The organism is Enterobacter sp. Cy-643 (assembly GCF_011752815.1).
Lineage (GTDB): Bacteria > Pseudomonadota > Gammaproteobacteria > Enterobacterales > Enterobacteriaceae > Cedecea.
In genome coordinates, this window is the sequence record NZ_VWWV01000008.1 from 20,624 (window position 1) to 43,649 (window position 23,026).

23 protein-coding genes are annotated in these 23,026 nt (G+C 53.3%); 9 read left to right on the forward strand and 14 right to left on the reverse strand.

Annotated features, from left to right (window positions below):
- Positions 1 to 4 precede the first annotated feature (4 nt).
- Positions 5 to 1,687, reverse strand: coding sequence for an AsmA family protein (locus tag F3J29_RS20575; RefSeq protein WP_166868884.1), 1,683 nt, complete (start codon positions 1,685 to 1,687; stop codon positions 5 to 7).
- A gap of 120 nt (positions 1,688 to 1,807) precedes the next feature.
- A complete protein-coding gene (locus F3J29_RS20580) occupies positions 1,808 to 3,199 on the reverse strand; it encodes a nucleobase:cation symporter-2 family protein (RefSeq protein WP_166868886.1) in 1,392 nt (463 codons plus the stop codon).
- Positions 3,200 to 3,427: 228 nt separating this feature from the next.
- On the opposite strand from F3J29_RS20580, the gene gltS reads away from it, so the two are divergent.
- Positions 3,428 to 4,630 (forward strand): sodium/glutamate symporter, encoded by a 1,203-nt coding sequence (gltS, locus tag F3J29_RS20585; protein WP_166868888.1) that lies wholly within the window; start codon positions 3,428 to 3,430, stop codon positions 4,628 to 4,630.
- Here gltS and recG read toward each other — a convergent pair.
- The 5 genes from recG to gmk are packed head-to-tail and all read right to left on the reverse strand — an operon-like array spanning position 4,627 to position 10,498.
- The gene (gene recG / locus F3J29_RS20590) at positions 4,627 to 6,708 is read right to left on the reverse strand and encodes an ATP-dependent DNA helicase RecG (RefSeq protein WP_166868890.1); all 2,082 of its coding nucleotides are present in this window, start codon (positions 6,706 to 6,708) and stop codon (positions 4,627 to 4,629) included. The two genes, gltS and recG, sit on opposite strands and share 4 nt — an antisense overlap.
- 3 nt (positions 6,709 to 6,711) lie before the next feature.
- Positions 6,712 to 7,401, reverse strand: coding sequence for a tRNA (guanosine(18)-2'-O)-methyltransferase TrmH (gene trmH, locus F3J29_RS20595; RefSeq protein WP_166868892.1), 690 nt, complete (start codon positions 7,399 to 7,401; stop codon positions 6,712 to 6,714).
- Between the two features lie 4 nt (positions 7,402 to 7,405).
- Positions 7,406 to 9,526 (reverse strand): bifunctional GTP diphosphokinase/guanosine-3',5'-bis pyrophosphate 3'-pyrophosphohydrolase, encoded by a 2,121-nt coding sequence (gene spoT / locus F3J29_RS20600; RefSeq protein ID WP_166868894.1) that lies wholly within the window; start codon positions 9,524 to 9,526, stop codon positions 7,406 to 7,408.
- Positions 9,527 to 9,544: 18 nt separating this feature from the next.
- The gene (gene rpoZ / locus F3J29_RS20605; protein WP_008457417.1) at positions 9,545 to 9,820 is read right to left on the reverse strand and encodes a DNA-directed RNA polymerase subunit omega; all 276 of its coding nucleotides are present in this window, start codon (positions 9,818 to 9,820) and stop codon (positions 9,545 to 9,547) included.
- Positions 9,821 to 9,874: 54 nt separating this feature from the next.
- Positions 9,875 to 10,498: a guanylate kinase gene (gmk, locus tag F3J29_RS20610; RefSeq protein ID WP_039299088.1), complete on the reverse strand. Its 624-nt coding sequence runs from the start codon at positions 10,496 to 10,498 to the stop codon at positions 9,875 to 9,877.
- A gap of 257 nt (positions 10,499 to 10,755) precedes the next feature.
- Here gmk and ligB point away from each other — a divergent pair, with 257 nt between their 5' ends.
- The gene (gene ligB, locus F3J29_RS20615; protein ID WP_166868895.1) at positions 10,756 to 12,447 is read left to right on the forward strand and encodes an NAD-dependent DNA ligase LigB; all 1,692 of its coding nucleotides are present in this window, start codon (positions 10,756 to 10,758) and stop codon (positions 12,445 to 12,447) included.
- Here ligB and F3J29_RS20620 read toward each other — a convergent pair.
- On the reverse strand, positions 12,441 to 13,058 hold the full coding sequence (locus F3J29_RS20620) for a trimeric intracellular cation channel family protein (protein WP_061276271.1): 618 nt from the start codon (positions 13,056 to 13,058) through the stop codon (positions 12,441 to 12,443). The genes ligB and F3J29_RS20620 overlap by 7 nt on opposite strands.
- 186 nt (positions 13,059 to 13,244) lie before the next feature.
- Here F3J29_RS20620 and F3J29_RS22795 point away from each other — a divergent pair, with 186 nt between their 5' ends.
- Positions 13,245 to 13,400 carry a hypothetical protein gene (locus F3J29_RS22795; protein WP_286175462.1) on the forward strand — a complete coding sequence of 52 codons (156 nt, stop codon included), beginning with the start codon at positions 13,245 to 13,247 and terminating at the stop codon, positions 13,398 to 13,400.
- Between the two features lie 279 nt (positions 13,401 to 13,679).
- Here the strand turns inward: F3J29_RS22795 and F3J29_RS20630 are convergent, their stop codons facing one another.
- Positions 13,680 to 14,543 carry a YicC/YloC family endoribonuclease gene (locus F3J29_RS20630; RefSeq protein WP_166868897.1) on the reverse strand — a complete coding sequence of 288 codons (864 nt, stop codon included), beginning with the start codon at positions 14,541 to 14,543 and terminating at the stop codon, positions 13,680 to 13,682.
- 125 nt (positions 14,544 to 14,668) lie between these two features.
- On the opposite strand from F3J29_RS20630, the gene rph reads away from it, so the two are divergent.
- Positions 14,669 to 15,385, forward strand: a complete 717-nt coding sequence (gene rph, locus F3J29_RS20635; protein ID WP_166868899.1) for a ribonuclease PH — start codon at positions 14,669 to 14,671, stop codon at positions 15,383 to 15,385.
- A 65-nt stretch (positions 15,386 to 15,450) separates the two neighbouring features.
- The gene (pyrE, locus tag F3J29_RS20640; protein WP_166868901.1) at positions 15,451 to 16,092 is read left to right on the forward strand and encodes an orotate phosphoribosyltransferase; all 642 of its coding nucleotides are present in this window, start codon (positions 15,451 to 15,453) and stop codon (positions 16,090 to 16,092) included.
- Between the two features lie 37 nt (positions 16,093 to 16,129).
- Here the strand turns inward: pyrE and slmA are convergent, their stop codons facing one another.
- The 3 genes from slmA to coaBC form a co-directional block, all read right to left on the reverse strand.
- Positions 16,130 to 16,726, reverse strand: coding sequence for a nucleoid occlusion factor SlmA (slmA, locus tag F3J29_RS20645; RefSeq protein ID WP_016538879.1), 597 nt, complete (start codon positions 16,724 to 16,726; stop codon positions 16,130 to 16,132).
- Between the two features lie 120 nt (positions 16,727 to 16,846).
- The gene (gene dut, locus F3J29_RS20650) at positions 16,847 to 17,305 is read right to left on the reverse strand and encodes a dUTP diphosphatase (protein WP_034808728.1); all 459 of its coding nucleotides are present in this window, start codon (positions 17,303 to 17,305) and stop codon (positions 16,847 to 16,849) included.
- The gene (coaBC, locus tag F3J29_RS20655; protein WP_205246872.1) at positions 17,283 to 18,494 is read right to left on the reverse strand and encodes a bifunctional phosphopantothenoylcysteine decarboxylase/phosphopantothenate--cysteine ligase CoaBC; all 1,212 of its coding nucleotides are present in this window, start codon (positions 18,492 to 18,494) and stop codon (positions 17,283 to 17,285) included. Before coaBC ends, dut begins: the two co-directional genes overlap by 23 nt.
- A gap of 165 nt (positions 18,495 to 18,659) precedes the next feature.
- Here coaBC and radC point away from each other — a divergent pair, with 165 nt between their 5' ends.
- The 4 genes from radC to mutM all read left to right on the forward strand — a co-directional run bounded on the left by radC (position 18,660) and on the right by mutM (position 20,854).
- Entirely contained in the window at positions 18,660 to 19,337 is a 678-nt protein-coding gene (gene radC / locus F3J29_RS20660; RefSeq protein WP_166868905.1) for a RadC family protein, read from the forward strand.
- Positions 19,338 to 19,551: 214 nt separating this feature from the next.
- Entirely contained in the window at positions 19,552 to 19,788 is a 237-nt protein-coding gene (gene rpmB / locus F3J29_RS20665) for a 50S ribosomal protein L28 (protein ID WP_008457442.1), read from the forward strand.
- A 20-nt stretch (positions 19,789 to 19,808) separates the two neighbouring features.
- Complete coding sequence (gene rpmG / locus F3J29_RS20670; protein ID WP_002436700.1) at positions 19,809 to 19,976, forward strand: 50S ribosomal protein L33; 168 nt, start codon at positions 19,809 to 19,811, stop codon at positions 19,974 to 19,976.
- Positions 19,977 to 20,044: 68 nt separating this feature from the next.
- Entirely contained in the window at positions 20,045 to 20,854 is an 810-nt protein-coding gene (gene mutM, locus F3J29_RS20675; protein WP_166868907.1) for a bifunctional DNA-formamidopyrimidine glycosylase/DNA-(apurinic or apyrimidinic site) lyase, read from the forward strand.
- Here mutM and coaD read toward each other — a convergent pair whose 3' ends face one another.
- Both coaD and waaA read right to left on the reverse strand, forming a co-directional pair.
- A complete protein-coding gene (coaD, locus tag F3J29_RS20680) occupies positions 20,855 to 21,334 on the reverse strand; it encodes a pantetheine-phosphate adenylyltransferase (protein WP_166868909.1) in 480 nt (159 codons plus the stop codon).
- Between the two features lie 8 nt (positions 21,335 to 21,342).
- Positions 21,343 to 22,620 carry a lipid IV(A) 3-deoxy-D-manno-octulosonic acid transferase gene (gene waaA / locus F3J29_RS20685; protein WP_166868911.1) on the reverse strand — a complete coding sequence of 426 codons (1,278 nt, stop codon included), beginning with the start codon at positions 22,618 to 22,620 and terminating at the stop codon, positions 21,343 to 21,345.
- Positions 22,621 to 23,026 lie beyond the last annotated feature (406 nt).

Consider the following 23,026-nt stretch of genomic DNA (forward strand, 5'->3'; position numbering starts at 1 on the left):
CAGGCTATGCGCCGGGAACGTCTCCGTTGCGCATAGTCTGCTGAATCTGTTGCCCGCTGGCGTTGGTGGCCTTCAGGGTGCCGCTCACCGTAGGTTTCAGCGTAGTGCCAGCGGCCATCTGCCCGGTTGCCGAAAACTGCAGATTTCCGTTCCCTTCCAGCGGCAGAGCAGGCCAGCCCCAGGCATGTAACACATTCACCGGCACGCTCTGGCCCTTCAGGTTAACGCTCACCGCACGCTCTGGAGTCTGGCTCACGTTTGCCGTGGCTTCCAGTAAGCCTTCACCTGCGAAGGCACTTAGCTCCGTTATCGCGACCTGGCTCTGGTTCGCCGTTAGGGACAGCGACGGGCGCCGCACGTCAACGCGGTTGAAGGTGGCCGCCGCGGCATTAAACGATGCATTGCCGGACCAAATACCCCATTGATGATCCCTTGCCAGCTGGATATTCGTTGCGGTGCCATCCAGCCCGGTGAGCTGGAACGGCCAGTTCGGATCGATATCAATAATCAGATTTCGGTTAGCGGAGAACTTTTTCACCGTAACGCTGTTCAGCCAGTCAGGAAGTCTCTCCATCCACAGGGTTTTCCAGTTGGAGGGCAGCGTGTATTCCAGCCCGCCAATGACCACTTCATCCATCACCGCTTGATTGCCGTCGCGCAGCCATTGCCCGGAAGCACGAATCAGGCCGCCCTCCCAGCGTGAACTAAATTGCCGAAGGGTAGCCCCTGGTGGGGCAAAATCGACGTTCACGATCGGATCCTGCAAATGCAGCGAGCCGTTAATGAATTCGCTGGCGTTCATCGACAGCTGGCCATCATCGCTTTGCCATCCCCCGTTCGCCAGCGTTAGATTCCGCAGGCTAAGGGCGAGGTCGCTTACCGCCCACTCTTTTCCTTCCAGACGAGCATCGGTTATTTCAAGGCGATCGATAGTTAACGAGGGAACAGAGGTTACTGGCGCAAGAAAATCGGTGAGTGATTTTGCCGTTTGCAGGCGAATATCATTGAGGCGAAGGCTGCCCACCTGCCACGAGCCGTCGGTATTGCGGTGGGCATTGCCCGTCAGGGAGCCGCGGGCAACATCCGCCCCGATCGTGGTCAGCGTGACCTGTTCATTATTCAGCGTTCCTTGCAGCAGGACGTTGCTGGCGTTAATCCCGTTGAGCGTCAGTGAGCCCGCGCTGAAGGCGATATTGGCTTTGTTACCCAGCACTTTCCCGGCCTGAGGCAGCCAGGGGGCTACACCGCCCTCAACGCGCTGGGCGCTCAGATTCCACTCGCTATCAGGGCTGTTAATAGCCATATCCTGCAATTGCAGTTTATCGGCCTCGAGCGGGAGTGGCACGGCGTTTGCGCTGAGATTCAGCGTGCCTTGCTGGAGCAAAATAGTGTCAACGTAGAGAGGCTGGGTGAACTGTCGCGTACTCAGACCGATATCCACACTCTTTGCTACCAGCGTCGCGGGCTGGCCGGTGCGGCCAAAAGTAACGTTATGGAACACCAGATGGGTGGGCGAAGACCAGTCATGCGCCATCTCATTGAAAGCGAGGTGGTAGCTCGTTTTTTCATTCACCCAGCTGCTGATTTGGTCCGCGCCCCAGCGGGTTTGCAGCAGGATGTAAAAGGCAGCCAGCGCCAGTACGACAAGGCCCAGCAGAATAAGAACCAGCTTTCCGAGGAATTTCATTGCCTTCCACCCCTTTCAGTTTCGCTAAGGGTGTTATGCCCGATTTACCGCTGTAGCTCAAGGAAGGGATTGTCAAAGGAGGTTTCGCGCCGGCGAAAATTACTGCCGGCGCGTGAGGAATTACTCTTTTTCTGGCGGGAAGATAAGGTTCAGCACGATGGCCGTGATCCCGCCGGCAGCAATGCCCGAAGAGAGCAGCGTTTTCATCCAGTCAGGCGCGAACTGAAGGATCAGCGGTTGCTGGGACACGCCAAGACCGACGGCGAGTGATAGGGCGATAATCATAATTGCGCGGCGGTTCAGCGGTTCGCGGGAGACAATACGCACTCCGGACGCGGCGATGGTACCGAACATCACAATCGTCGCACCGCCCAGTACTGGCTCAGGAATATGCTGCACAAAGCCGCTAACCGCCGGGAACAGGCCAAGCACGATCAGCATCAGGGCGACAACAAAGCCTACATAGCGGCTGGCAACGCCGGTTAATTGAATAACCCCATTGTTCTGGCCAAAGCAGGAGTTAGGGAAAGTATTAAATACGGCTGAAACGCAGGAGTTCAGACCATTAGCCAGTACGCCGCCTTTCAGGCGCTTCATGTACAGCGGGCCGGAAACAGGTTGTTCGGATACGTCTGAGGTCGCTGTGATGTCGCCGATAGTTTCCAGCGAGGTCACCATAAATACCAGCATCAGCGGAATAAGCAGGCTCCAATCGATGCCCAGCCCGTAATACAGCGGTGTAGGAACCATAATGAGGTCGGTGTTCGCGGCCTGGGTTGTGGCAGGCAGCATATCCAGCGCCCAGGCCAGCAGGTAGCCCACGGCCATCGCGATGACCAGAGACGCTACACGCAGATAAGGATTACGCTGGCGGTTCAGCAGGATAATGACCAGCAGAACCGCGCCTGCCAGCAGCAGATTTTTCGGTGCGCCGAAAGTGTGGTCGGCCATGGCGCCATAGCCACCGCCGATAGAGGTCAGCCCAACCTGAATCAGGGACAGACCGATAATCATGACCACCACGCCGGAAACCAGAGGGGTAATAATGCGGCGAGCAAGATGCAGCCCGCGCGAAATCAGCATTTCCGTGCAGCTGGCAAGCATCAGCGTGCCGAAGAGTGCCGCCATCATCGTCGGCACGTCCGCACCGCCATTTTTCAGCGCCATGCCGCCCATAATCAGCGGAGAGACAAAGTTAAAGCTGGTGCCCTGAATCGACAGCAAACCTGAACCTACTGGCCCCCAGGCTTTGATTTGAATAATCGAAGCCACGCCAGAGGCAAACAAAGACATGCTGATAATGTGCTGTGTGTCCGATGCCGGTAACCCCAACGCCTGGCAAATTAACAATGCCGGGGTAATCACTGCCACAAACATTGCCAGCAGGTGTTGGCAGGCGGCAAAAAGGGTTTGCGGTAGCGGCGGGCGGTCTTCAAGGCGATAAATTAGTTCGCTCTGGCGAGTCTGCGCAACCGGTTGCGCATTTTCTGACTCTACGGCATTGACGGACATCAGTGACGATCTCATGGCTGGAAAAGCGCTGATTTTAACGGACTGAACGGTAAAAGCAAACGATTGCCATCCTAAGGTGATAAGAGCGAAATGTCATAAATTGAGCATTAGTTATAACGAAGGCGCATTTTTTGGTTAAAATGCGCCAGCTGATTTCATTCATGAAGGAAATGCCAGCGAAGGATAATTAAGCGCGAGTGATGGATGCGCAATAAAAGGAGCCCTGCCATGTTTCATCTTGATACCCTTTCTACCCTGGTGGCCGCCACGTTAGTGCTGCTTCTGGGGCGTAAAATGGTCCACTCTGTTCCTTTTCTCAAAAAATACACGATTCCTGAACCCGTGGCCGGTGGATTGCTGGTGGCGATCGCCCTGCTTATCCTGAAAAAAAGCATGGGTTGGGAAATTGAGTTTGATATGAGCCTCAAGGATCCTTTGATGCTCGCTTTCTTCGCCACAATCGGCCTGAATGCGAATATCGCCAGTTTGCGCAAGGGCGGGAAAGTGGTGGGGATTTTCTTGTTTATCGTCGTTGGGCTGCTGGTCATGCAGAACGCCATCGGCATCGGTATGGCCAGCATGCTGGGGCTCGATCCGCTGATGGGGCTGCTGGCAGGTTCGATAACGTTGTCCGGCGGGCACGGTACCGGTGCCGCCTGGGGAAAACTCTTTACCGAACGCTATGGTTTCCAGAATGCGACGGAAGTCGCTATGGCCTGTGCGACGTTTGGCCTGGTGCTGGGCGGTTTAATTGGTGGCCCGGTTGCTCGCTATCTGGTTAAACATTCTTCTACGCCCAATGGCGCGCCTGAAGATAACGAGATCCCCGGCGCGTTTGAAAAGCCAGACGTCGGGCGAGTCATTACCTCTTTAGTGATGATTGAAACCATCGCCCTGATTGCTATCTGCCTGACGGTAGGGCGTGTCGTTGCCGGATTATTGCAGGGCACACCGTTTGAGCTGCCGACGTTTGTCTGCGTGCTGTTTATTGGCGTGATTCTCAGTAATTTGCTCGCGGCCGTGGGCTTTTATCGTGTCTTCGAACGGGCGGTTTCCATACTGGGCAACGTCAGCCTTTCACTGTTCCTGGCGATGGCGTTAATGAGCCTTAAACTTTGGGAACTGGCCTCTCTGGCGTTACCTATGCTGGCTATTCTGGCCGTACAAACGCTGTTTATGGCGCTGTACGCCATTTTTGTGACCTGGCGTTTGATGGGTAAAAACTACGATGCGGCAGTACTGGCCGCCGGCCACTGTGGTTTTGGCATGGGCGCCACACCGACGGCGATTGCTAATATGCAGGCGATTACCGAACGATTCGGCCCGTCCCATATGGCATTTTTGGTGGTACCGATGGTGGGGGCGTTCTTTATCGACATCGTGAATGCGGTGGTGATCAAGCTGTTCCTGATGCTGCCGCTGTTTGCTTAAGCGTTGGAGTAACGCTCGGTTTCCGGCATCCAGCGTTCGATCAGCGCCTTCGCCTGTTCAGGATAGCGTTCGTGGATATGGCGCGCCACGCGCTGAACCTGCGGGATCATCCCCTGGTCCCGCAGCAGATCGGCCACTTTGAATTCTGCGCTACCCGTCTGGCGAGTCCCAAGCAGCTCGCCTGGCCCGCGGATCTCCAGGTCTTTTTGCGCAATTACAAAACCATCATTACTGTCTCTTAGCACCTGCAGGCGAAGCTGTGCCGTTTTGGATAACGGAGATTTATACAGCAGCACGCAGTGAGAGGCTACTGCGCCACGGCCAACACGGCCGCGCAGCTGGTGGAGTTGCGCCAGCCCTAAACGCTCAGGGTTTTCGATGATCATCAGGCTGGCATTGGGTACATCCACGCCAACCTCAATCACCGTGGTGGCGACCAGAAGATGCAGTTCGCCCTGCTTGAAGGCCTGCATCACCGCCTGTTTTTCCTGCGGCTTCATGCGCCCGTGTACCAGGCCAACGTTCAGCTCAGGGAGGGCGGTTTTTAGCTCTTCCCAGGTCACTTCCGCAGCCTGAGCTTCCAACAATTCAGACTCTTCAATCAGCGTACAAACCCAATATGCCTGACGCTTTTCGTCCCGGCAGGCGTTACGCACTCGCTCGATTATCTCGCTGCGTCGGGTGTCCGCTATCGCCACGGTAGTGACTGGCGTTCGCCCCGGCGGCAGTTCATCGATGACTGACGTATCGAGGTCGGCATAGGCGGTCATCGCCAGCGTGCGCGGAATTGGCGTTGCGGTCATGATCAGCTGATGGGGATGGAAACCCTGAACCTGACCTTTTTCCCACAGCGCCAGGCGTTGGTGTACGCCAAAACGGTGCTGCTCATCAATGATAACCAGCGCCAGCCCGGCAAACTGAACCTGCTCCTGGAAAATAGCGTGAGTGCCGACCACCATCGAAACCTGGCCGTTGGCAATGGCTTCCTGTTGCGCAATTCGGGCTTTCCCTTTTTGCTTCCCGACCAGCCAGCCTACCTCGATACCTAATGGGGCAAACCACTGACGGAAGTTATTGGCGTGTTGCTCAGCCAGCAACTCGGTGGGTGCCATCAGACCAACCTGTTTGCCGTGCGCAATGGCGCGAAGGGCTGCGAGGGCGGCCACCAGCGTTTTACCGGAACCTACGTCACCCTGCACCAGACGCATCATAGGCACGTCCAGCGCCATATCGCGCTCTATTTCTGCGACTACTCGTTCCTGAGCCCCAGTAGGCTTAAAGGGCAGGGCAGCAAGCAGCTGGTTTTTTAGCTCGTCGTGATTAACCAACGGTAGCGCATGGTAGCGCTGTGCTCCGGCTCGTAGCGCCAGCATACTCAGATTATGGGCAAGTAGCTCTTCGAGGATTAATCTCTGCTGAGCCGGATGTTTACCGGTTTCCAGATCGGCCAGTCTCATGTCCGGCGGCGGCCTGTGCAAGGTGCGTAATGCCTCCGGCAGGCTCATCATGCCCTGACTCAGTTCGGCGGGCAGAAGTTCGGTAATTGCGCAGGTATCCAGCAGCTCGAGTGCCTGATCGGTCAACTTACGTAGCGTAGCCTGGCGGATTCCCTCGGTCGTCGGGTAAACCGGCGTGAGCGTTTCCTGCAGATCCGGCGTACTGAGGTCGCCCTGAATGCGGTATTCAGGGTGGAACATCTCGGCACCGTATTTGCCGCGTTTGGCTTCACCGTAGGCGAGCACGCGCTTGCCAGCAGAAAGGCTGTTTTTCATCGCCGCGTTGAAATTGAAAAAACGCATCGTGAGAATGCCGGTGCCGTCGCTAATCTGGCAGGTCATCATCCGGCGTCCGCCGAAGGTGATATTGCTGTTCAGCACTTCGCCTTCCACCGTGGCGTACAGGCCCGGCTGAAGGTCGTTAATGGGGTAAAGATGGGTACGGTCTTCGTAGCGAAGCGGCAGGTGCAGCAGCAGATCCTGGAGGGTATGCAGGCCGATTTTGGCCAGCTTGCCGCTCTGGCTGGCGCCCACTCCGGCAAGCGTGCTTAGCGGTATGGCATCCAGCAGGCGGCCTTTCATGGCTTATTTCGCCGACTGCATCGTGGCCCACCATGCGGCATCAGCTTCTATCTCACCCTGCTGATTCACATGTGGGTACGGTAAGCCTTTCCGGCGAGAAACGTTCGCCAGCACGGGATAACCACCTTCAAACAGCAATCTCTGCTGCTCAGCTTCCGGTAAAGTGCTGTTTTCACGCTGATACATGCCTGCGTTTTGGCGCTGGCGCTGGGCTTCGTAAAGAATCAGCGCCGAGGCGACGGACACGTTCAGGGATTGCACCATACCGATCATAGGAATGATGATGTCCTGGTCGGCAAGCGCGAGCGCCTCTTCGGTAATGCCCGTTTTTTCCTGTCCCATCAGAATGCAGGTGGGGAGCGTGTAGTCTATCTCGCGGAAATCGACGGCTTTATCGGAAAGATGAGTCGCCAGAATTTGCATGCCGCTGCTTTTAAGCTGACGGACGGCCTCACCGATAGTTTTGTGCGTTTTAACTTCAACCCAGGAATTACTTCCTGCGGCGGAAGATGCCATGGTGCGCATACGGCTTCCTGGCCAAACGGCGTGCACTTCATGCACGCCAACGGCATCGGCGGTACGGATGATGGCGGAGACGTTATGGGGCTTGTGCACCTGCTCCATACAAACGGTCAGGTCCGGCTGGCGTCTGGCGAGCATCTCGCAAATACGCGCATAACGTTGAGGATTCATAACTCTAGTTTCTGTTGCGGGTAACTTTAATCACATCCGGCATCACGCGAATTTTGCGCATGATGTTCGCCAGATGGACGCGATCCCGGGCGGTCAGGCGAATAAAGGCGCTGTACACGCGACCGTCTTTCTCTTCGGTATTCAGACTTTGAATATTAGAGCCAGCGGTATTGATTGCTGCAGTGAGATTCGCCAATGCGCCCTGGTGGTTAAACATGTCCACTTTGATCTCGGTGATGAACTCCTGCTCGGTCTCTTTATCCCACTCCACGGCCATAAACTTCTCGGGCTCTTTCTGGTAGCCACGAATATTTCGACAGGACTCATGGTGGATAACCAGCCCTTTGCCGGGGCTGACGTGAGCGACGATAGGATCTCCCGGAATCGGGCGGCAGCACTTGGCAAAGGTAATCAGAACACCGTCTGCACCTTTGATTGGCAAGTTGCTGTGATTTGCTGCAGGCACCGTGCCTGGCTGAGCGGCAACCGGTGAGTCTCCTTGCAGATTTTTTGCCACGACGACGCTCATTGCGTTCCCGAGGCCAATCTCAGCCAGCAGGTCGTCAAGGGACGCAAGCTTCATGCGATCCAGTTCACGCTGGAGATTTTCTGCCGGAATTTCAGCCAGTTTACGGCTGCCACCCAGCGCATGATTGAGCAGGCGACGCCCTAAACTGACGGAATCATCACGCTTCAGGTTTTTCAGCATTTGGCGAATTTTGGCGCGAGCTTTGGAGCTGACAACAAAATTAAGCCATGCGGCGTTTGGACGTGCCCCCGGTGCGGTGATGATTTCGATAGTCTGCCCGCTGGTCAACGACTGTGAAAGCGGGTAAGGCTGGCGATCGACGCGAGCGCCCACGCAGGCGTGGCCGATGTCGGTATGTACCGCGTAGGCGAAGTCAACCGGCGTTGCGCCTGCGGGCAGCTCTACAATGCGGCCTTCCGGGGTGAAAACGTAAATCTCATCCGGGAACAGATCGGATTTTACGCTCTCGATAAATTCAAATGAGCTACCGGCGCTTTGCTGCAGCTCTAAAAGGCTCTGCATCCAGCGCTGAGCGCGGATTTGTGCCGTCGTGCTGCTTTCGCCTTGCTCTTTATAAGCCCAGTGCGCAGCAACCCCCATTTCCGCCATTTGATCCATGTCTTCAGTACGGATTTGCACTTCAACAGGGACGCCGTGCGGCCCAATCATTGAGGTGTGAAGGGACTGATAGCCGTTCGCTTTCGGAATGGCGATGTAGTCTTTCACCCGACCAGGACGAGGTTTGTAGAGGCTGTGCATCTGCCCGAGGACGCGATAACAAGTGTCCATATCATGGACAATGACGCGGAATGCGTAGATATCCATGATCGAATGGAAACGCTGTTCTTTGAGCGTCATCTTGCAGTAAATGGAATAAAGATGCTTTTCGCGACCGCTCACGCGACAGGCAATGCCTGCTTCCTGAAGGCGTCCGTCGATTTCAGAGAGGATTTTTTGAATCATCTCTTTGCGGTTACCTCGCGCCGCTTTTACCACTTCTTTAATGACGCGGTAGCGGTTCGGATAAAGCGCTTCAAAGCCAAGCTCTTCCAGTTCGGTTTTCAGATGATGAATACCGAGGCGGTGAGCGAGTGGGCTGTAAATTTCGAGGGTTTCACGGGCAATACGGCGGCGTTTATCCGGGCGCAATGACCCAAGCGTGCGCATATTGTGCGTGCGGTCAGCAAGCTTGATCAAAATGACGCGGATATCCTGCACCATCGCCATGATCATTTTGCGGAAGTTTTCGGCCTGAGCCTCTTTCTTATCGCGGAACTTCAGTTTATCTAGCTTAGAAACCCCTTCCACCAGTTCGGCAACGCTTTTACCAAACAGCTGTTCCATATCCTGATAGGTGGCCGGGGTGTCTTCAATCACATCATGCAGAAGCGCTGCCATTAGCGTTTCATGGTCGAGTTTCATCTCGGCCAGGATACAGGCAACGGCGACGGGATGGGTGATATAGGGTTCACCGCTTGAACGAGTTTGTCCCTCGTGAGCATCACGTGCGACAAGGTATGCCTGCCGGAGGCGCTTAATTTGCTCCTCTGGCAGATAGTTTTGAATCAGCTGATTCAGGCTTTCAAACAGATACAAGGGCTACCCGCAGGCTAATTAACGACGACCTTCAGCAATAGCAGTCACGGCCTGCAGTTCTGCGGCTTCCTGCTCTTGCTGTTCCTGGCGCTCACGAACATCGAGAATCTGGTTGGTGATCAACCCTTCTTCGATTTCACGCAGTGCAATAACGGTCGTTTTATCGTTTTCTTCCGGTACCAGCGGATCTTTGCCGCCAACCTGCATCTGACGAGCGCGACGCGCGGCGACAAGTACCAGGTCAAAACGGTTACCAATTTTCTCTACAGCGTCCTGAACGGTTACGCGTGCCATAATTAAAATGCTCCACAGGTGAAGAAATGACTGGGCATAATACTGAAACTGGTGTCAGTCTGCCAATAGTTTGCTGATTAAAGCGTCATGCCGCATCTTTTGGCGACCCATTCGTAGACGCTCGGCACGAATGATTATCTTTAAATCAGACAGGGCGGTATCGAAGTCATCATTAACGATAAGGTAATCATACTCCGCATAGTGACTCATTTCCGCAACGGCTTGCGCCATGCGTTTTGCAATCACCTCTTCGCTATCCTGACCGCGACCGCGCAGGCGGCGGTCCAGCTCGTCTTTTGACGGCGGCAAAATAAAGATGCTGCGGGATTGAGGCATTTTCTGACGAATTTGCTCTGCACCCTGCCAGTCGATATCCAAAAACACATCTACGCCGGTCGCCAGCACATTTTCGATCGCCTGGCGGGATGTACCGTAGTAGTTACCAAATACTTCTGCGTGCTCAAGGAAAGCGTCTTCAGCGATCATCTGCTGGAATTCGTCTTTACTGACAAAAAAGTAATGTTCCCCGTGATTTTCACCTGGTCGTACACCGCGAGTGGTGTGCGAGATGGAAACCTGAGTGTCATACAGCGGTTGTGTCTTTAACAAAGCCTGGATGAGGCTGGATTTACCCGCGCCACTTGGAGCGGAAACAATATAAAGCGTGCCTTGAGCCATGAGTTCTAACTTAATCGGTATGCATAAAGGGAAGAGCGTCTACCGGCATATTATACACACCGCTGCCTCAGTACGTAGGTTTTGTCATTATCTGACACGTTTTTTCTCGTGTTTTACGCGATGTTTTCCACCTTTTTGTCATTCTTGATGCAACGAGATGAGTTTTTAGGGACGCATCTCGTATGCGGGTTTTTTCATGCTCGCGATTGACGCCGGACACGGTTATACCTCCCCGGATAAAGGAAATGGAGGGTGGTATGAAAGGGGTCGCGTTAGCAGTTTTTGTCATTTTACTGGGGGTTTCATCAACGGTAATGGCATCTTGTCCAGCATGGTCTGATGTCAGAACACAGAAGGAGATTGAACGCCTTACGCACCAGCTATCCCTCTGGGATGACGCCTATTACCAGCAGGGAAAGAGTTTGGTGAGCGATGCCGTTTACGATGACTTAAAGGAGACACTGTCTGCCTGGAGGCGCTGCATTAAACAGGGGCAAGAGGCAGAATCTGCAAGGATGGGAACAGCAGGAAATTCGTCTCACCCAATTGCGCATACAGGGCTGAAAAAGTTACCGGATAAACGTGCTGTCGAGCTATGGACTGCAGGCCGGCAGAACTTATGGGTACAGCCCAAGGTGGATGGCGTGGCTATCACATTGGTCTATCAACATGGACAGCTGGTGAAAATGCTAAGTCGTGGCAATGGCATCACAGGTGAGGACTGGACACACAAAGCTGCCGGTATTGATGCCATACCCCTTCATCTTGCCGGGCCTCTTGCGAACAGCGTACTGCAAGGTGAACTATTCCTGAAACGAGAGGGCCATATTCAAAGCAAGGCTGGCGGAGTCAATGCGAGGTCTAAAGTTGCCGGGGAAATGCTGCGGACTGGGGCGGTTAGCGATCGGAACGCGCTGGACATTTTTATCTGGGCCTGGCCTGATGGGCCCGAAAGCCTTGCTGAAAAAGGCCGTATATTGAGTGAAGCAGGATTTTCCATGTCTGCTTTATGGTCCCGGCGTGTGGCAAACATTGATGACATTGCCCGCTTGCGTGAGGAGTGGTTTCACCAACCGCTTCCCTTTGTCACGGATGGCATTGTGATTCGTCAGGAGCGTGAACCCGAAGCTAAATTCTGGCAGCCGGGGCAGGGGGAGTGGGCCATAGCGTGGAAACATCCTCCTGTTGAGCAAATCGCCGTGGTCCGTAACGTTGATTTTGCCGTGGGGCGAACGGGTAAAGTGTCAGTGGTGCTTGAATTAGAAGAGGTTCAACTCGACGATAAACGTGTTCGACGGGTGAATATCGGTTCACTAAAACGCTGGCAGGAATGGGATGTTGTGGCTGGCGATAAAGTAAAAATAAGTTTGGCTGGACAGGGAATACCTCGGATGGACGAAGTTGTCTGGCGAGTCAGCCAGCGAGATACATCCATACCGGAAATGGTGGTTTTTACACCGGTGACTTGCCTTTATGCTTCATCTGAATGCGCAGAACAATTTATTGCCCGTCTGACGGGGATGAGTCAAAAGCGAGTTCTGGATTTGGCCGGCGTTAGTCAAAGCACCTGGCGCCATCTGCACATGACGTCACGCTTTCAGCACATTTTTTCATGGCTGGATTTGAACGAGACAATGCTGTCAGGTTTACCCGGCGTTTCGGTGAAAAAAGCCGAGTTGTTATGGCATCAATTTTCATTGTCCCGAAAACAGCCGTTTATTCGCTGGGTGTTGGCATTAGGGATGCCGTTGCCGCGAAGTGCGCACGTCGCTCTGAAAGACAAACACTGGCAGCAGCTTGGTGGTTGGGATCAATCTCGATGGCAAACTTTACCCGGGGTGGGGGTTAAGCGGGCAAGGCAGTTAGTCGATTTTATGAAGCATCCGCAAGTGGTTGCCCTTGCCGCCTTCCTTGAGCAGCATAGCATCCCGGGTTTTGGCCATCAGTGATCGGCGTGCTTGTAATGAAATACTGGTAGCCCAAGCCGTAGGCGCAGTGCCAGTAACCGAGCTGTGAATCCGAAGAGTAAGGTTGCAATCACCACGACGTCATGGCTGCTGACGTAGTGCTGCAGCGCGATGTAAAGCACGGCTGAGGCAAAGGCGATACCAGCGTACAGTTCTTTTTGGAACACCAGGGGAATACGTTTGCAGAACATATCCCTCAGCACACCACCAAAGACGCCTGTGACAACGGCGGCAATGGTTGCAATGATTGGGCCTTCGCCCATATCCAGAGCAACCTGTGCACCGATAATAGAAAAGACCACCAGGCCCAGCGCATCCAGCACCAAAAAGAGCTTGCGCAGGTGTGGCATTACCGGAGCCATGATGGTGGTGAGTACCGCCGCAATGGCAACAATCACTACGTACTCAGGATGCTTCACCCAGCCGAGGGGATAATGACCCAGCAGAATATCGCGGACTGAACCGCCGCCCAGCGCCGTGGCAGTGGCGATAATAATGACGCCAAACGTATCCATGCGGCGGCGCCCGGCGGCAAGTGCCCCGGTCATGGCTTCCGCTGTAATACCAATCAGATAAAGGATGTGTAGCAGCATGTTTGTCCCCTCAGAATGCCGGCAGAGGGTAACGTTTTGTGCACTATGTCACGATTGAGATTTTCTAAGTTGAATGAAAATTGATTAGTTTTATTTATCCAAAATATAAAATTTGTTCTTTATATTTGGGTGTTGTTAAGTTCTTTTTGAATTTAATGGATTAGTAAAATTATTGAAGGGAATGCAATGAAGATATCGGCGATGTTAAAAGAGCTAGCAAATGGCATCAATCCAGAAACTGGAGAGATGCCTGACGCTGAATCAACAGCCAATAAGCCGGAAGCAATAAGAATGCTGTTTGCTCTGGCTGAGGAGCTGTCGATGAACCCGGAAAAACAGTAATAATCCAGGCTAACACCCGAGGAGAGGCAGCAACGTAACCTTGCAGAAGGACGTCCGGCTAAGTCTCATTTTCCCTGGGCCGAAGAAGAGAAACGGATCCTCGCAGAGCGCTTGGAGCAAACAGGCGCGATTGAAACTCTGGGGGATGAGTTTGAACGTTCTTCGAGAGCGGTAGCTATTCACCTTGAAAAGATGGGGCTTATCACTGCGGAGCAGCTCCGGGCGTATACCTGTTACGCATCAAAAGAAAAAGCCTGCTGAATGCAGGCTTATGTCACGCTACTCGATATTCTGAATCTGTTCGCGCATTTGCTCGATCAGGACTTTCAGCTCGATAGCCGAATTGGTCACGTCGGCATTGATCGACTTAGAGGCCAGCGTATTCGACTCGCGGTTAAACTCCTGCATCATAAAGTCGAGGCGACGGCCAACGGCTTCTTTCTTTTTCAGGATGTTGTAGGTCTCTTTGACGTGGGCTTCCAGACGGTCCAGCTCTTCCGCGACATCAATGCGCTGCGCCATCAGCACCAATTCTTGTTCAAGGCGGTTGTTCTCAAGCTGAACTTCGGCTTCTTCCAGTTTGTTAACCAGGCGCTCGCGCTGCCATTTCACTACTTCTGGCATTTGAGCACGGACTTTGGCCACTTCGACGCTGACGCCTTCCAGGCGTTGTTCAATCAACCCTTTCAGGGCCTGGCCTTCGGTCTCACGGGCAACAATAAAATCGTCCAGGGCGCCATCAAGAGCGGAAAGTATTTCAGCGGTAATCGCATCAAGATCCTGTTCCTGAGCGGCCATTACGCCTGGCCAGCGAAGAATATCAACCGGGTTGATTTCACCTTCATCGCTTTGCATTTTGACCCAGTTAGCGGCCTCAACCAGCTGTTTAGCCAGCTTTTCATTAAGAATCAGCGATCCTTGTGCGCGGGCATCGGGCTCAAAGCGCAGGTTGCACTCAATTTTGCCGCGGGTGAGGCGGTTGCGAATGCGCTCACGAGCAACGGGCTCAAGACTGCGGAACTGTTCCGGCATGCGGATATACGTTTCGAGATAGCGCTGGTTTACCGAGCGTAATTCCCAGGAGGCGGAGCCCCATTCACCTTTTACTTCACGCCGGGCGTAGGCGGTCATACTGCGGATCATAGTACGTACCCGTTTTCAGCTAATGTATGGGGGGATTATAGCCATCAGGGGTCTTGCAGGATAGGAATAAGCGCCTGAAGTCCGTATAATGCGCAGCCACATTCGTTTTAGCCGGAGAGAAGCCCATGCGTCCATCAGGTCGTAGCGTCGAACAAGTGCGCCCAGTTACCCTGACCCGTCATTACACTAAACACGCTGAAGGCTCCGTGCTTGTCGAGTTCGGTGATACCAAAGTGTTGTGCACCGCGACCCTTGAAGAGGGCGTGCCTCGCTTCCTTAAAGGCCAGGGGCAGGGCTGGATCACCGCTGAATACGGCATGCTGCCGCGGGCAACCCACAGCCGCAATGCCCGTGAAGCGGCAAAAGGCAAACAGGGTGGCCGTACTCTCGAGATTCAACGTCTTATCGCCCGTTCGTTACGCGCGGCGGTGGATCTAAAAGCATTAGGTGAATTTACTATCACCCTGGATTGCGACGTTCTGCAGGCTGATGGCGGTACCCGCACCGCTTCTATCACCGGTGCCTGCGTAGCGCTGGCCGATGCGTTAAACGGTCTGGTCGCCTCTGGCAAACTGAAAACGAATCCAATGAAAGGGATGGTTGCGGCGGTTTCCGTTGGTATCGTCAACGGTGAAGCTCTCTGCGACCTGGAATATGTCGAAGACTCGGCAGCCGAAACCGATATGAATGTTGTCATGATGGAAGACGGGCGCATGATTGAGGTGCAGGGCACCGCGGAAGGTGAGCCGTTCTCCCACGAAGAGCTACTGGCGCTACTGGCGTTGGCTCGAGGGGGAATTGATTCCATCATCGCGTCGCAGAAGGCGGCGTTAGAAAATTAATTTTTTAAAAGCGACTGAGAAGTCGCTTTTTTTATGTCCGTGTCACAATGCTAAGGAGCAAATCCATGAAACCGTATCAGCGCCAGTTTATTGAGTTTGCGCTTAACAAACAGGTACTCAAGTTTGGCGAATTTACGCTGAAATCCGGGCGTACAAGCCCCTATTTCTTCAACGCCGGGCTGTTTAATACCGGGCGCGATCTGGCGTTATTAGGGCGTTTCTATGCTGCCGCCCTGATGGACTCCGGCATCGATTTTGATCTGCTCTTTGGCCCGGCCTATAAAGGCATTCCTATCGCGACAACGACCGCAGTCGCGCTGGCTGAGCACCACGAGCGCGACGTGCCTTACTGCTTTAACCGCAAAGAAGCGAAAGATCATGGCGAAGGCGGTAATCTGGTGGGCAGTGCGCTCCAGGGCCGCGTCATGCTGGTGGACGATGTGATAACTGCCGGGACCGCTATTCGTGAGTCAATGGAGATCATTGCCGCGAACGGCGCGAGCCTTGCCGGGGTTCTTATTTCTCTCGACCGCCAGGAGCGTGGCCGGGCGGATATCTCCGCTATTCAGGAAGTTGAGCGCGATTATCAGTGCAAAGTTATCTCGATCGTTACGCTCAAAGACCTGATTGCTTACCTGGAAGAGAAGCCAGAAATGGCGGACAAGCTTGCAGCCGTGCGTAAATATCGCGAAGAGTTCGGCGTTTAAGCCGGAAAATAAAAAAGGGCCAGTAGGCCCTTTTTTATTAGTAAAGCTGAGCGGCAATCAGCGGCCAGCGGGTATCAAAATCATCCGTGGGCAGATAGCGGAAATCACTTCTCACAAATCTGGATAGCATTCCTTCACAGAAAGCCAGCAGCTGGCTCGCCAGCAGGGCTTCATCGGTCGTAAACCCTTCGCCTTCGCGCATTTTCTTTTCACGCATAACCTGGCGCAGCTGAACCTCAATGCGTTCAAAAAGCTGGTTGATGCGATCCTGCAGGCGATCCTGTTCAAACATCAGCGCGTGTCCGGTGAGGATGCGCGTCAGACCTGGGTTCCGTTCACCAAAACCCAACACTAAAAGTACGATCAACCGCAGGCGGGCCAGCGTGTCTTTTTCATCTTTCAGAATCAGGTTAATGCGGGTAATCAGACTATCTTCGATAAACTCAATCAGGCTATCGAACATTTTCATTTTACTGGGAAAATGCCGATAAAGTGCGGCTTCGGACACGCCAACGGTTGCCGCTAGTTTAGCGGTCGTAATGCGTTGGCTGCCGTCGCTGGATTCGAGCATTTGGGCCAGAGACTGAAGTATTTCCTCGCGACGATTCCTTTTCGCGGTCTGTTTTTCTGCCATGTTCTAAAATACCCCTGAAAAATACCTTGTCAGGTAAGCACCGAACCGCGCCCGCAAACGCCTGGTTTGCGGTCTGTTTTAACGTTATCTGCGCGGTAGGGTTACGTTGATAAAACGGTATTACTGGCGGCCTGAGTGGCCAAAGCCGCCTTCGCCACGATCGCTGGCGTCAAAATCTTCGACCAGGTTAAATTCGGCCTGTACAACAGGCACAAAGACCATTTGTGCAATGCGTTCACCTGGCTGAATGGTGAAGCTGTCCTGGCCACGGTTCCAGACAGAAACCATCAACTGGCCTTGATAATCGGAATCAATCAGCCCCACCAGGTTACCCAGCACAACACCGTGTTTATGACCCAGGCCGGAACGAGGCAGGATGACCGCTGCCAGAGAGGCGTCAGCAATGTGAATAGCCAGGCCGGTTGGCAGCAGCGTTGTAGCACCAGGTGCAAGTTCTACGGCGTCGTCCAGGCAAGCGCGCAGGTCGAGACCGGCAGAGCCTGAGGTGGCGTAAGTTGGTAATGGGAATTGCTGACCAACTCGCGGGTCCAGAATTTTAACGTCGATTTTTTTCATCATAGCGGGTAACGATCTCGTCCAGTAAAAGGTGGCCAAGGAGTGCTTTACGCTCAAGCGGTAAGACTTTGTCTCCCTCCTGCCAGAAAAGGTGCAATGCGTTATTGTCGCTATTAAATCCTTGATTATTCTGAGATACGTCATTGGCGCAGATCAGATCCAGGTTTTTAGCGGCACGCTTTTTCCGGGCGTATTCTTCCACATTATTTGTTTCGGCGGCAAACCCTACAACATAGGGACGCCCTTCTGAAAGTGCCGCAACACCCGCCACAACATCCGGGTTTTTGACCATTTTTAGCGTAATTTCATCGCCTTGCTTTTTAATTTTCTCGTCAGCAACTACGGCTGCTCGGTAGTCGGCAACGGCGGCACAGCCGATGAATATATGCTGCCCGGCGACGCGCTGTTGGACCGCCTCATTCATTTCCAGCGCCGTAGTGATGTCAATGCGGTTGACCCATGCCGGAGTAGGCAGATTTACCGGGCCTGAAATCAGGGTTACGTTTGCCCCGCGCGCCGCCGCAGCAGCAGCGATAGCAAATCCCATTTTTCCAGAACTGTCGTTCGTGATGTATCTGACGGGATCAAGGCGTTCGCGCGTTGGGCCGGCGGTAATCATGACGTTCAGATGTTGCAGATCTTTGACTACAGAGAAATGTTCAACGGCCATATCAACCAGCGTGAGCGGATCCAACATTCGGCCTGGTCCAATATCGCCGCAGGCCTGGCTTCCGCTATCCGGGCCCCAAATCAAAAGACCACGAGCGTTTAGTACGTCCAGATTATGTTGAGTGGCTGCGGCACGGAACATCTGTTGGTTCATTGCCGGAACAACGGCAACGGGTGCGGCTGTTGCCAGGCAAATAGTGCTGACCAGGTCGTTTGCCATGCCTGCCGCGATGCGAGCGATCAGGTCTGCCGTTGCCGGTGCCAGCATAACTAAATCAGCCCATTTACCGAGTTCTATGTGGCCCATGGCGGCTTCTGCCGCGGGATCCAGCAAACTGTCGGACACCGGATAACCGGACACTGCCTGTAAACTTAGTGGCGTGATGAAGGCTTTCGCCGCCTCGGTCATTACCACTCGTACATCCGCTCCGCGATCGCGCAGACGACGAACCAGCTCAGGTGTTTTATAGGCAGCAATACCGCCGCTGACACCAAGAACAATTTTCTTGCCGGAAAGCCCCATCATGATTTTTATCCGTTGGAAGTCACAGTCGAATGGCCATTTTACCACAATCCCTGACCGGCGCCTTTTCGCTGTTTGCGAGACGCTACGCAAGACCGAAACGCGCTCGTCGCCTGGCAGGAAAAAAGTCCGCATTATGCGAGGGATAAGAGAGGGAGATATGTAATGGACAGGGATAATAAGATTGAAAACGCGTATTTACCCAGGGAAAAACTGCTGCAATTCGGTGTGGGTTCTCTCACAGATACTGAGTTACTGGCGCTCTTCCTGCGTACGGGTCACCAGGGAATGCACGTTCTTACTTTTGCGAATAGGCTGTTGCGTGAGTTTGGTTCCCTGCACCGCTTGTTGTCGGCAGATTATTCCCATTTCAAGAACGTAAAGGGGATTGGCGAAGCGAAATATACTCAACTTAACGCGATTGCCGAGTTGGCGAGGCGTTATTACTCGTCTCAGGGTGTCAAAGAACTCTCTTTGCTTACGCCGGGGAAGGTGCGGGAGTATGTTCAGAGTCAGTTGACCACCGAGCAACGTGAAGTCTTTATGGTGCTGTTTTTGAATAACCAGCATCAGGTTATTAAATGTGAGCGTTTGTTCGCCGGAACGCTAAGTCACGTTGAAGTTCACCCGAGAGAAATTATCCGTGAAGCGATGAAATGCAACGCCGGTGCCATTATACTGGCGCACAACCACCCATCAGGTAAGGCCGAACCCAGTAAAGCAGACCGGGCTATCACGGAACGCATTGTGAAAGTTTGCCTGTTTATGGAAATTCGAGTGCTTGATCATCTGGTTATTGGTCACGGAGAATACGTTTCTTTCGCTGAACGAGGGTGGATTTAAGCCATCAGGCGCGATCCATTGGGATCTTTGTCTGTTCGGGACTTGAGCACATGCCTCACACAGCGTATACTACGCCACCTTTGAGAATCTCGGGTTTGGCATTATGCGCCTGGCACTGTGGTTCACATTGAACCGCCAGGGACCAGGCTTGCAGCCTGACGAGGCGCCTAACCCTATACGAAGCTCGAGCTAATTTGATTTTTGGAGAATAGACATGTCCCGAGTCTGCCAAGTTACTGGCAAGCGTCCGGCGACCGGTAATAACCGTTCCCACGCACTGAACGCGACTAAACGCCGTTTCCTGCCGAACCTGCACTCTCACCGTTTCTGGGTTGAGAGCGAGAAGCGTTTTGTCACCCTGCGTGTATCTGCTAAAGGTATGCGTGTAATCGATAAGAAAGGCATCGATACAGTTCTGTCCGAACTGCGTGCCCGTGGCGAAAAGTACTAAGTACTTAGAGGAAATAAATCATGGCTAAAGGTATTCGTGAGAAAATCAAGCTGGTTTCTTCTGCTGGTACTGGTCACTTCTATACCACCACGAAGAACAAACGTACTAAGCCGGAAAAACTGGAACTGAAAAAGTTCGATCCAGTTGTCCGTCAGCACGTTGTATACAAAGAAGCCAAAATTAAATAATTCTGGTAACTTTGTTGAAGAAACCCGGCTCAGGCCGGGTTTTTTTATGCCTGCTTCCCGGAGGAAAGATGCCTGAATTACCAGAGGTAGAAACCAGTCGTCGCGGTATTGAACCGCACCTGGTGGGTGAAACCATCCTGCATGCCGTCGTGCGTAATGCGCGACTGCGCTGGCCGGTTTCTGATGAGATACATGCTCTGAGCGATAAGCCGGTGTTGAGCGTGCAGCGGCGGGCGAAGTATTTGCTGCTGGAGCTACCGGATGGCTGGATAATCATTCATCTGGGAATGTCAGGTAGTCTGAGGATCCTCGCGGAAGAACTTCCCGCGGAAAAGCACGATCATGTCGATCTGATCATGAGTAACGGCAAAGTTCTGCGCTATACCGATCCCCGGCGCTTTGGCGCCTGGCTGTGGGTCAAAGAGCTGGAAGGGAGCAATGTATTGTCTCACCTTGGTCCGGAGCCTTTGAGCGACACATTCAGTGCGGAATACCTGCGTGAAAAATCGGCCAAAAAGAAAACGGCTATCAAGCCCTGGCTAATGGATAACAAACTGGTTGTCGGGGTGGGGAATATCTACGCCAGCGAATCCTTGTTTGCGGCGGGGATCCATCCCGACCGTAGCGCGCAGTCGCTATCAAAAAAAGAGTCTGAAACGCTGGTCGCAGCGATCAAAGCGGTATTGCAACGCTCAATAGAACAAGGCGGGACAACTTTGAAAGACTTCCTTCAGTCCGATGGTAAACCCGGCTATTTTGCTCAGGAACTGCAGGTATACGGCCGGGAAGGAGAGCCGTGCAGGGTATGCGGTACGCCGATTTCCGCCGCGAAGCACGCCCAGCGTAGCACTTACTATTGTCGCCGCTGCCAGCGATAGCTATTTAAGCCTTTCGATAAGCGCTTTACAGACATGCTCTGGCAGGAAGTGGGCGACATCTCCGTGATGACGTGCCACTTCCTTGACAAGGGAAGAAGAGACAAACGACCACTCTTTAGATGGCATCAGGAACACGCTTTCCAGTTCAGGCATGAGATGGCGGTTCATGTGGGCCAGCTGCATCTCATATTCAAAATCAGCCGCTGTACGCAATCCACGCACCAGCACGTTTGCCTGCTGACTACGGGCAAAGCTTGCCATTAAATCGCTAAAGCCGAGAACCTGAACGTTAGGTAAATGGGTAAGCGCCTGCTGTGCCAGCGCAACGCGTTCATCCAGCGTAAACAAAGCGTTCTTGCTTGGGCTTGCTGCAATGGCAAGGATCACCTGGTCAAACATACTGGCTGCACGGGTAACGATATCAATATGGCCGTTGGTGATAGGATCGAAAGTCCCCGGATAGATTGCCCGCTTTTGCATATCTGACCTTAGTGTGTTTTAGGGGGGAGATAAGGTTCCAGTAGCTGCAACAGGCGCTGCAATGCGCCCTGATTCTGGTAAAGCACTTCCACAGCATGGCGCCCGTAGAAGTTACGATAATCCTCATCTGTGAGCAAAGACGCAATCTCTTTTACTAATGACTGCTCGTCCGTCACGGTGATCAGGCCATCTGCCTGCGACAGGCGCGCACAGATATCTTTGAAGTTAAAAGTATGCGGGCCCATTAAGACGGGAATAGCGTGTGCGGCCGGTTCGAGCGGGTTATGACCACCGCGTTCCACTAGCGAGCCGCCAACAAAAGCCAGATCGGCAATCCCGTACAGTAACATTAACTCACCCATAGTATCGCCAATAACGACCTGAGTACTGGAAGAAGGCACCTCTCCAGAAGAGCGAGTGATATAGCTTAATCCTGCATTTCTGACCAGGTTAATGGCATCCGGGAAGCGTTCCGGGTGGCGTGGCACAAGGATCAGCAATAAATTAGGAAATTGTTTTAAAAGCGACTGATGAGCCTGCACGACAATGCTTTCTTCGCCTTCATGCGTACTCGTCGCTATCCAGACAGGGCGATGTGGTGCCCACTGACGGCGAAGCGTCACGGCGCGAGCAGCCAGCTGCGGCGTCACCGAAATATCAAATTTAAGGCTCCCGGTGACCGTCAACTGGCTTCGTTTTGCGCCTAGCGAGATGAAGCGCTCACCGTCTTCTTCGTTCTGGGCGGCGATAAGCGTAATGCGCTGCAGCAGCGTTCGGACGAAGTCCCCGAGTTTCGCATAGCCTTTTGCCGACCGTGCGGAAAGCCTGGCGTTGGCAATTACCAACGGGATATAGCGCTTATGTAGCGCGGATATCAGGTTTGGCCAAAGTTCGGTTTCCATGATAAGCACCAGCTTCGGATCGACTTTATCCAGGAAACGGTTTAACGCGCAGGGTAAATCGTAAGGCAGGTAGACGTGCTGGACGTCTCCCCCAAAAGCGGACATGACTCTTTCTGAGCCGGTCGGGGTCATAGTCGTGACGGTAATCGGTAACTCTGGGTAGCGGTGGCGAAGGGCGCGAACGAGAGGGATTGCGGCCAGCGTTTCACCCACGGAAACCGAATGCAACATAATGCCGCCGGGCTTGAGCGGCTTTTTATAGAAGCCGTAGCGCTCGCCAATGCGTTTGCGGTATGCAGGAGCTTTACGACCGCGCACCCATAATCGCAGCCAGATAAGCGGCTGTATGAGGTAAAGCAGTATGGTGTAAAGCAATTGGAGCATAGGACACGGCTGGCATTATGAATGTGCTGGGGATTCTATGTATTTAGCCTGAGCTTTGCCATTACTTTTGCGGAAATTGCCTGAAATCACCTCTGATTGCTCCTGGTGATATTAATCCTCAGGTTTTTTCAATTTTTATTGAATACATGATGATGAAAGCGAGGTTAGCAAACCGTGCTGGTAAGGGATTGTGTCTGGCGAGAATGGAATTTATTTTCTTGTTTTATAATAAGTTGAGTGTTGTTTTGTGCGATTGATATTCATATCGGATTACCCCCTGATAAATGCTACACTATGCAACGTTTTCAATGGAATTCGGGACGCGTCAGCGTTGGAGAATTAAGCATTTTCCTTCCGGCATCATCGACCTGGCTGAAAGCGTTTTCCCCTATGGTTTGTCTGACTT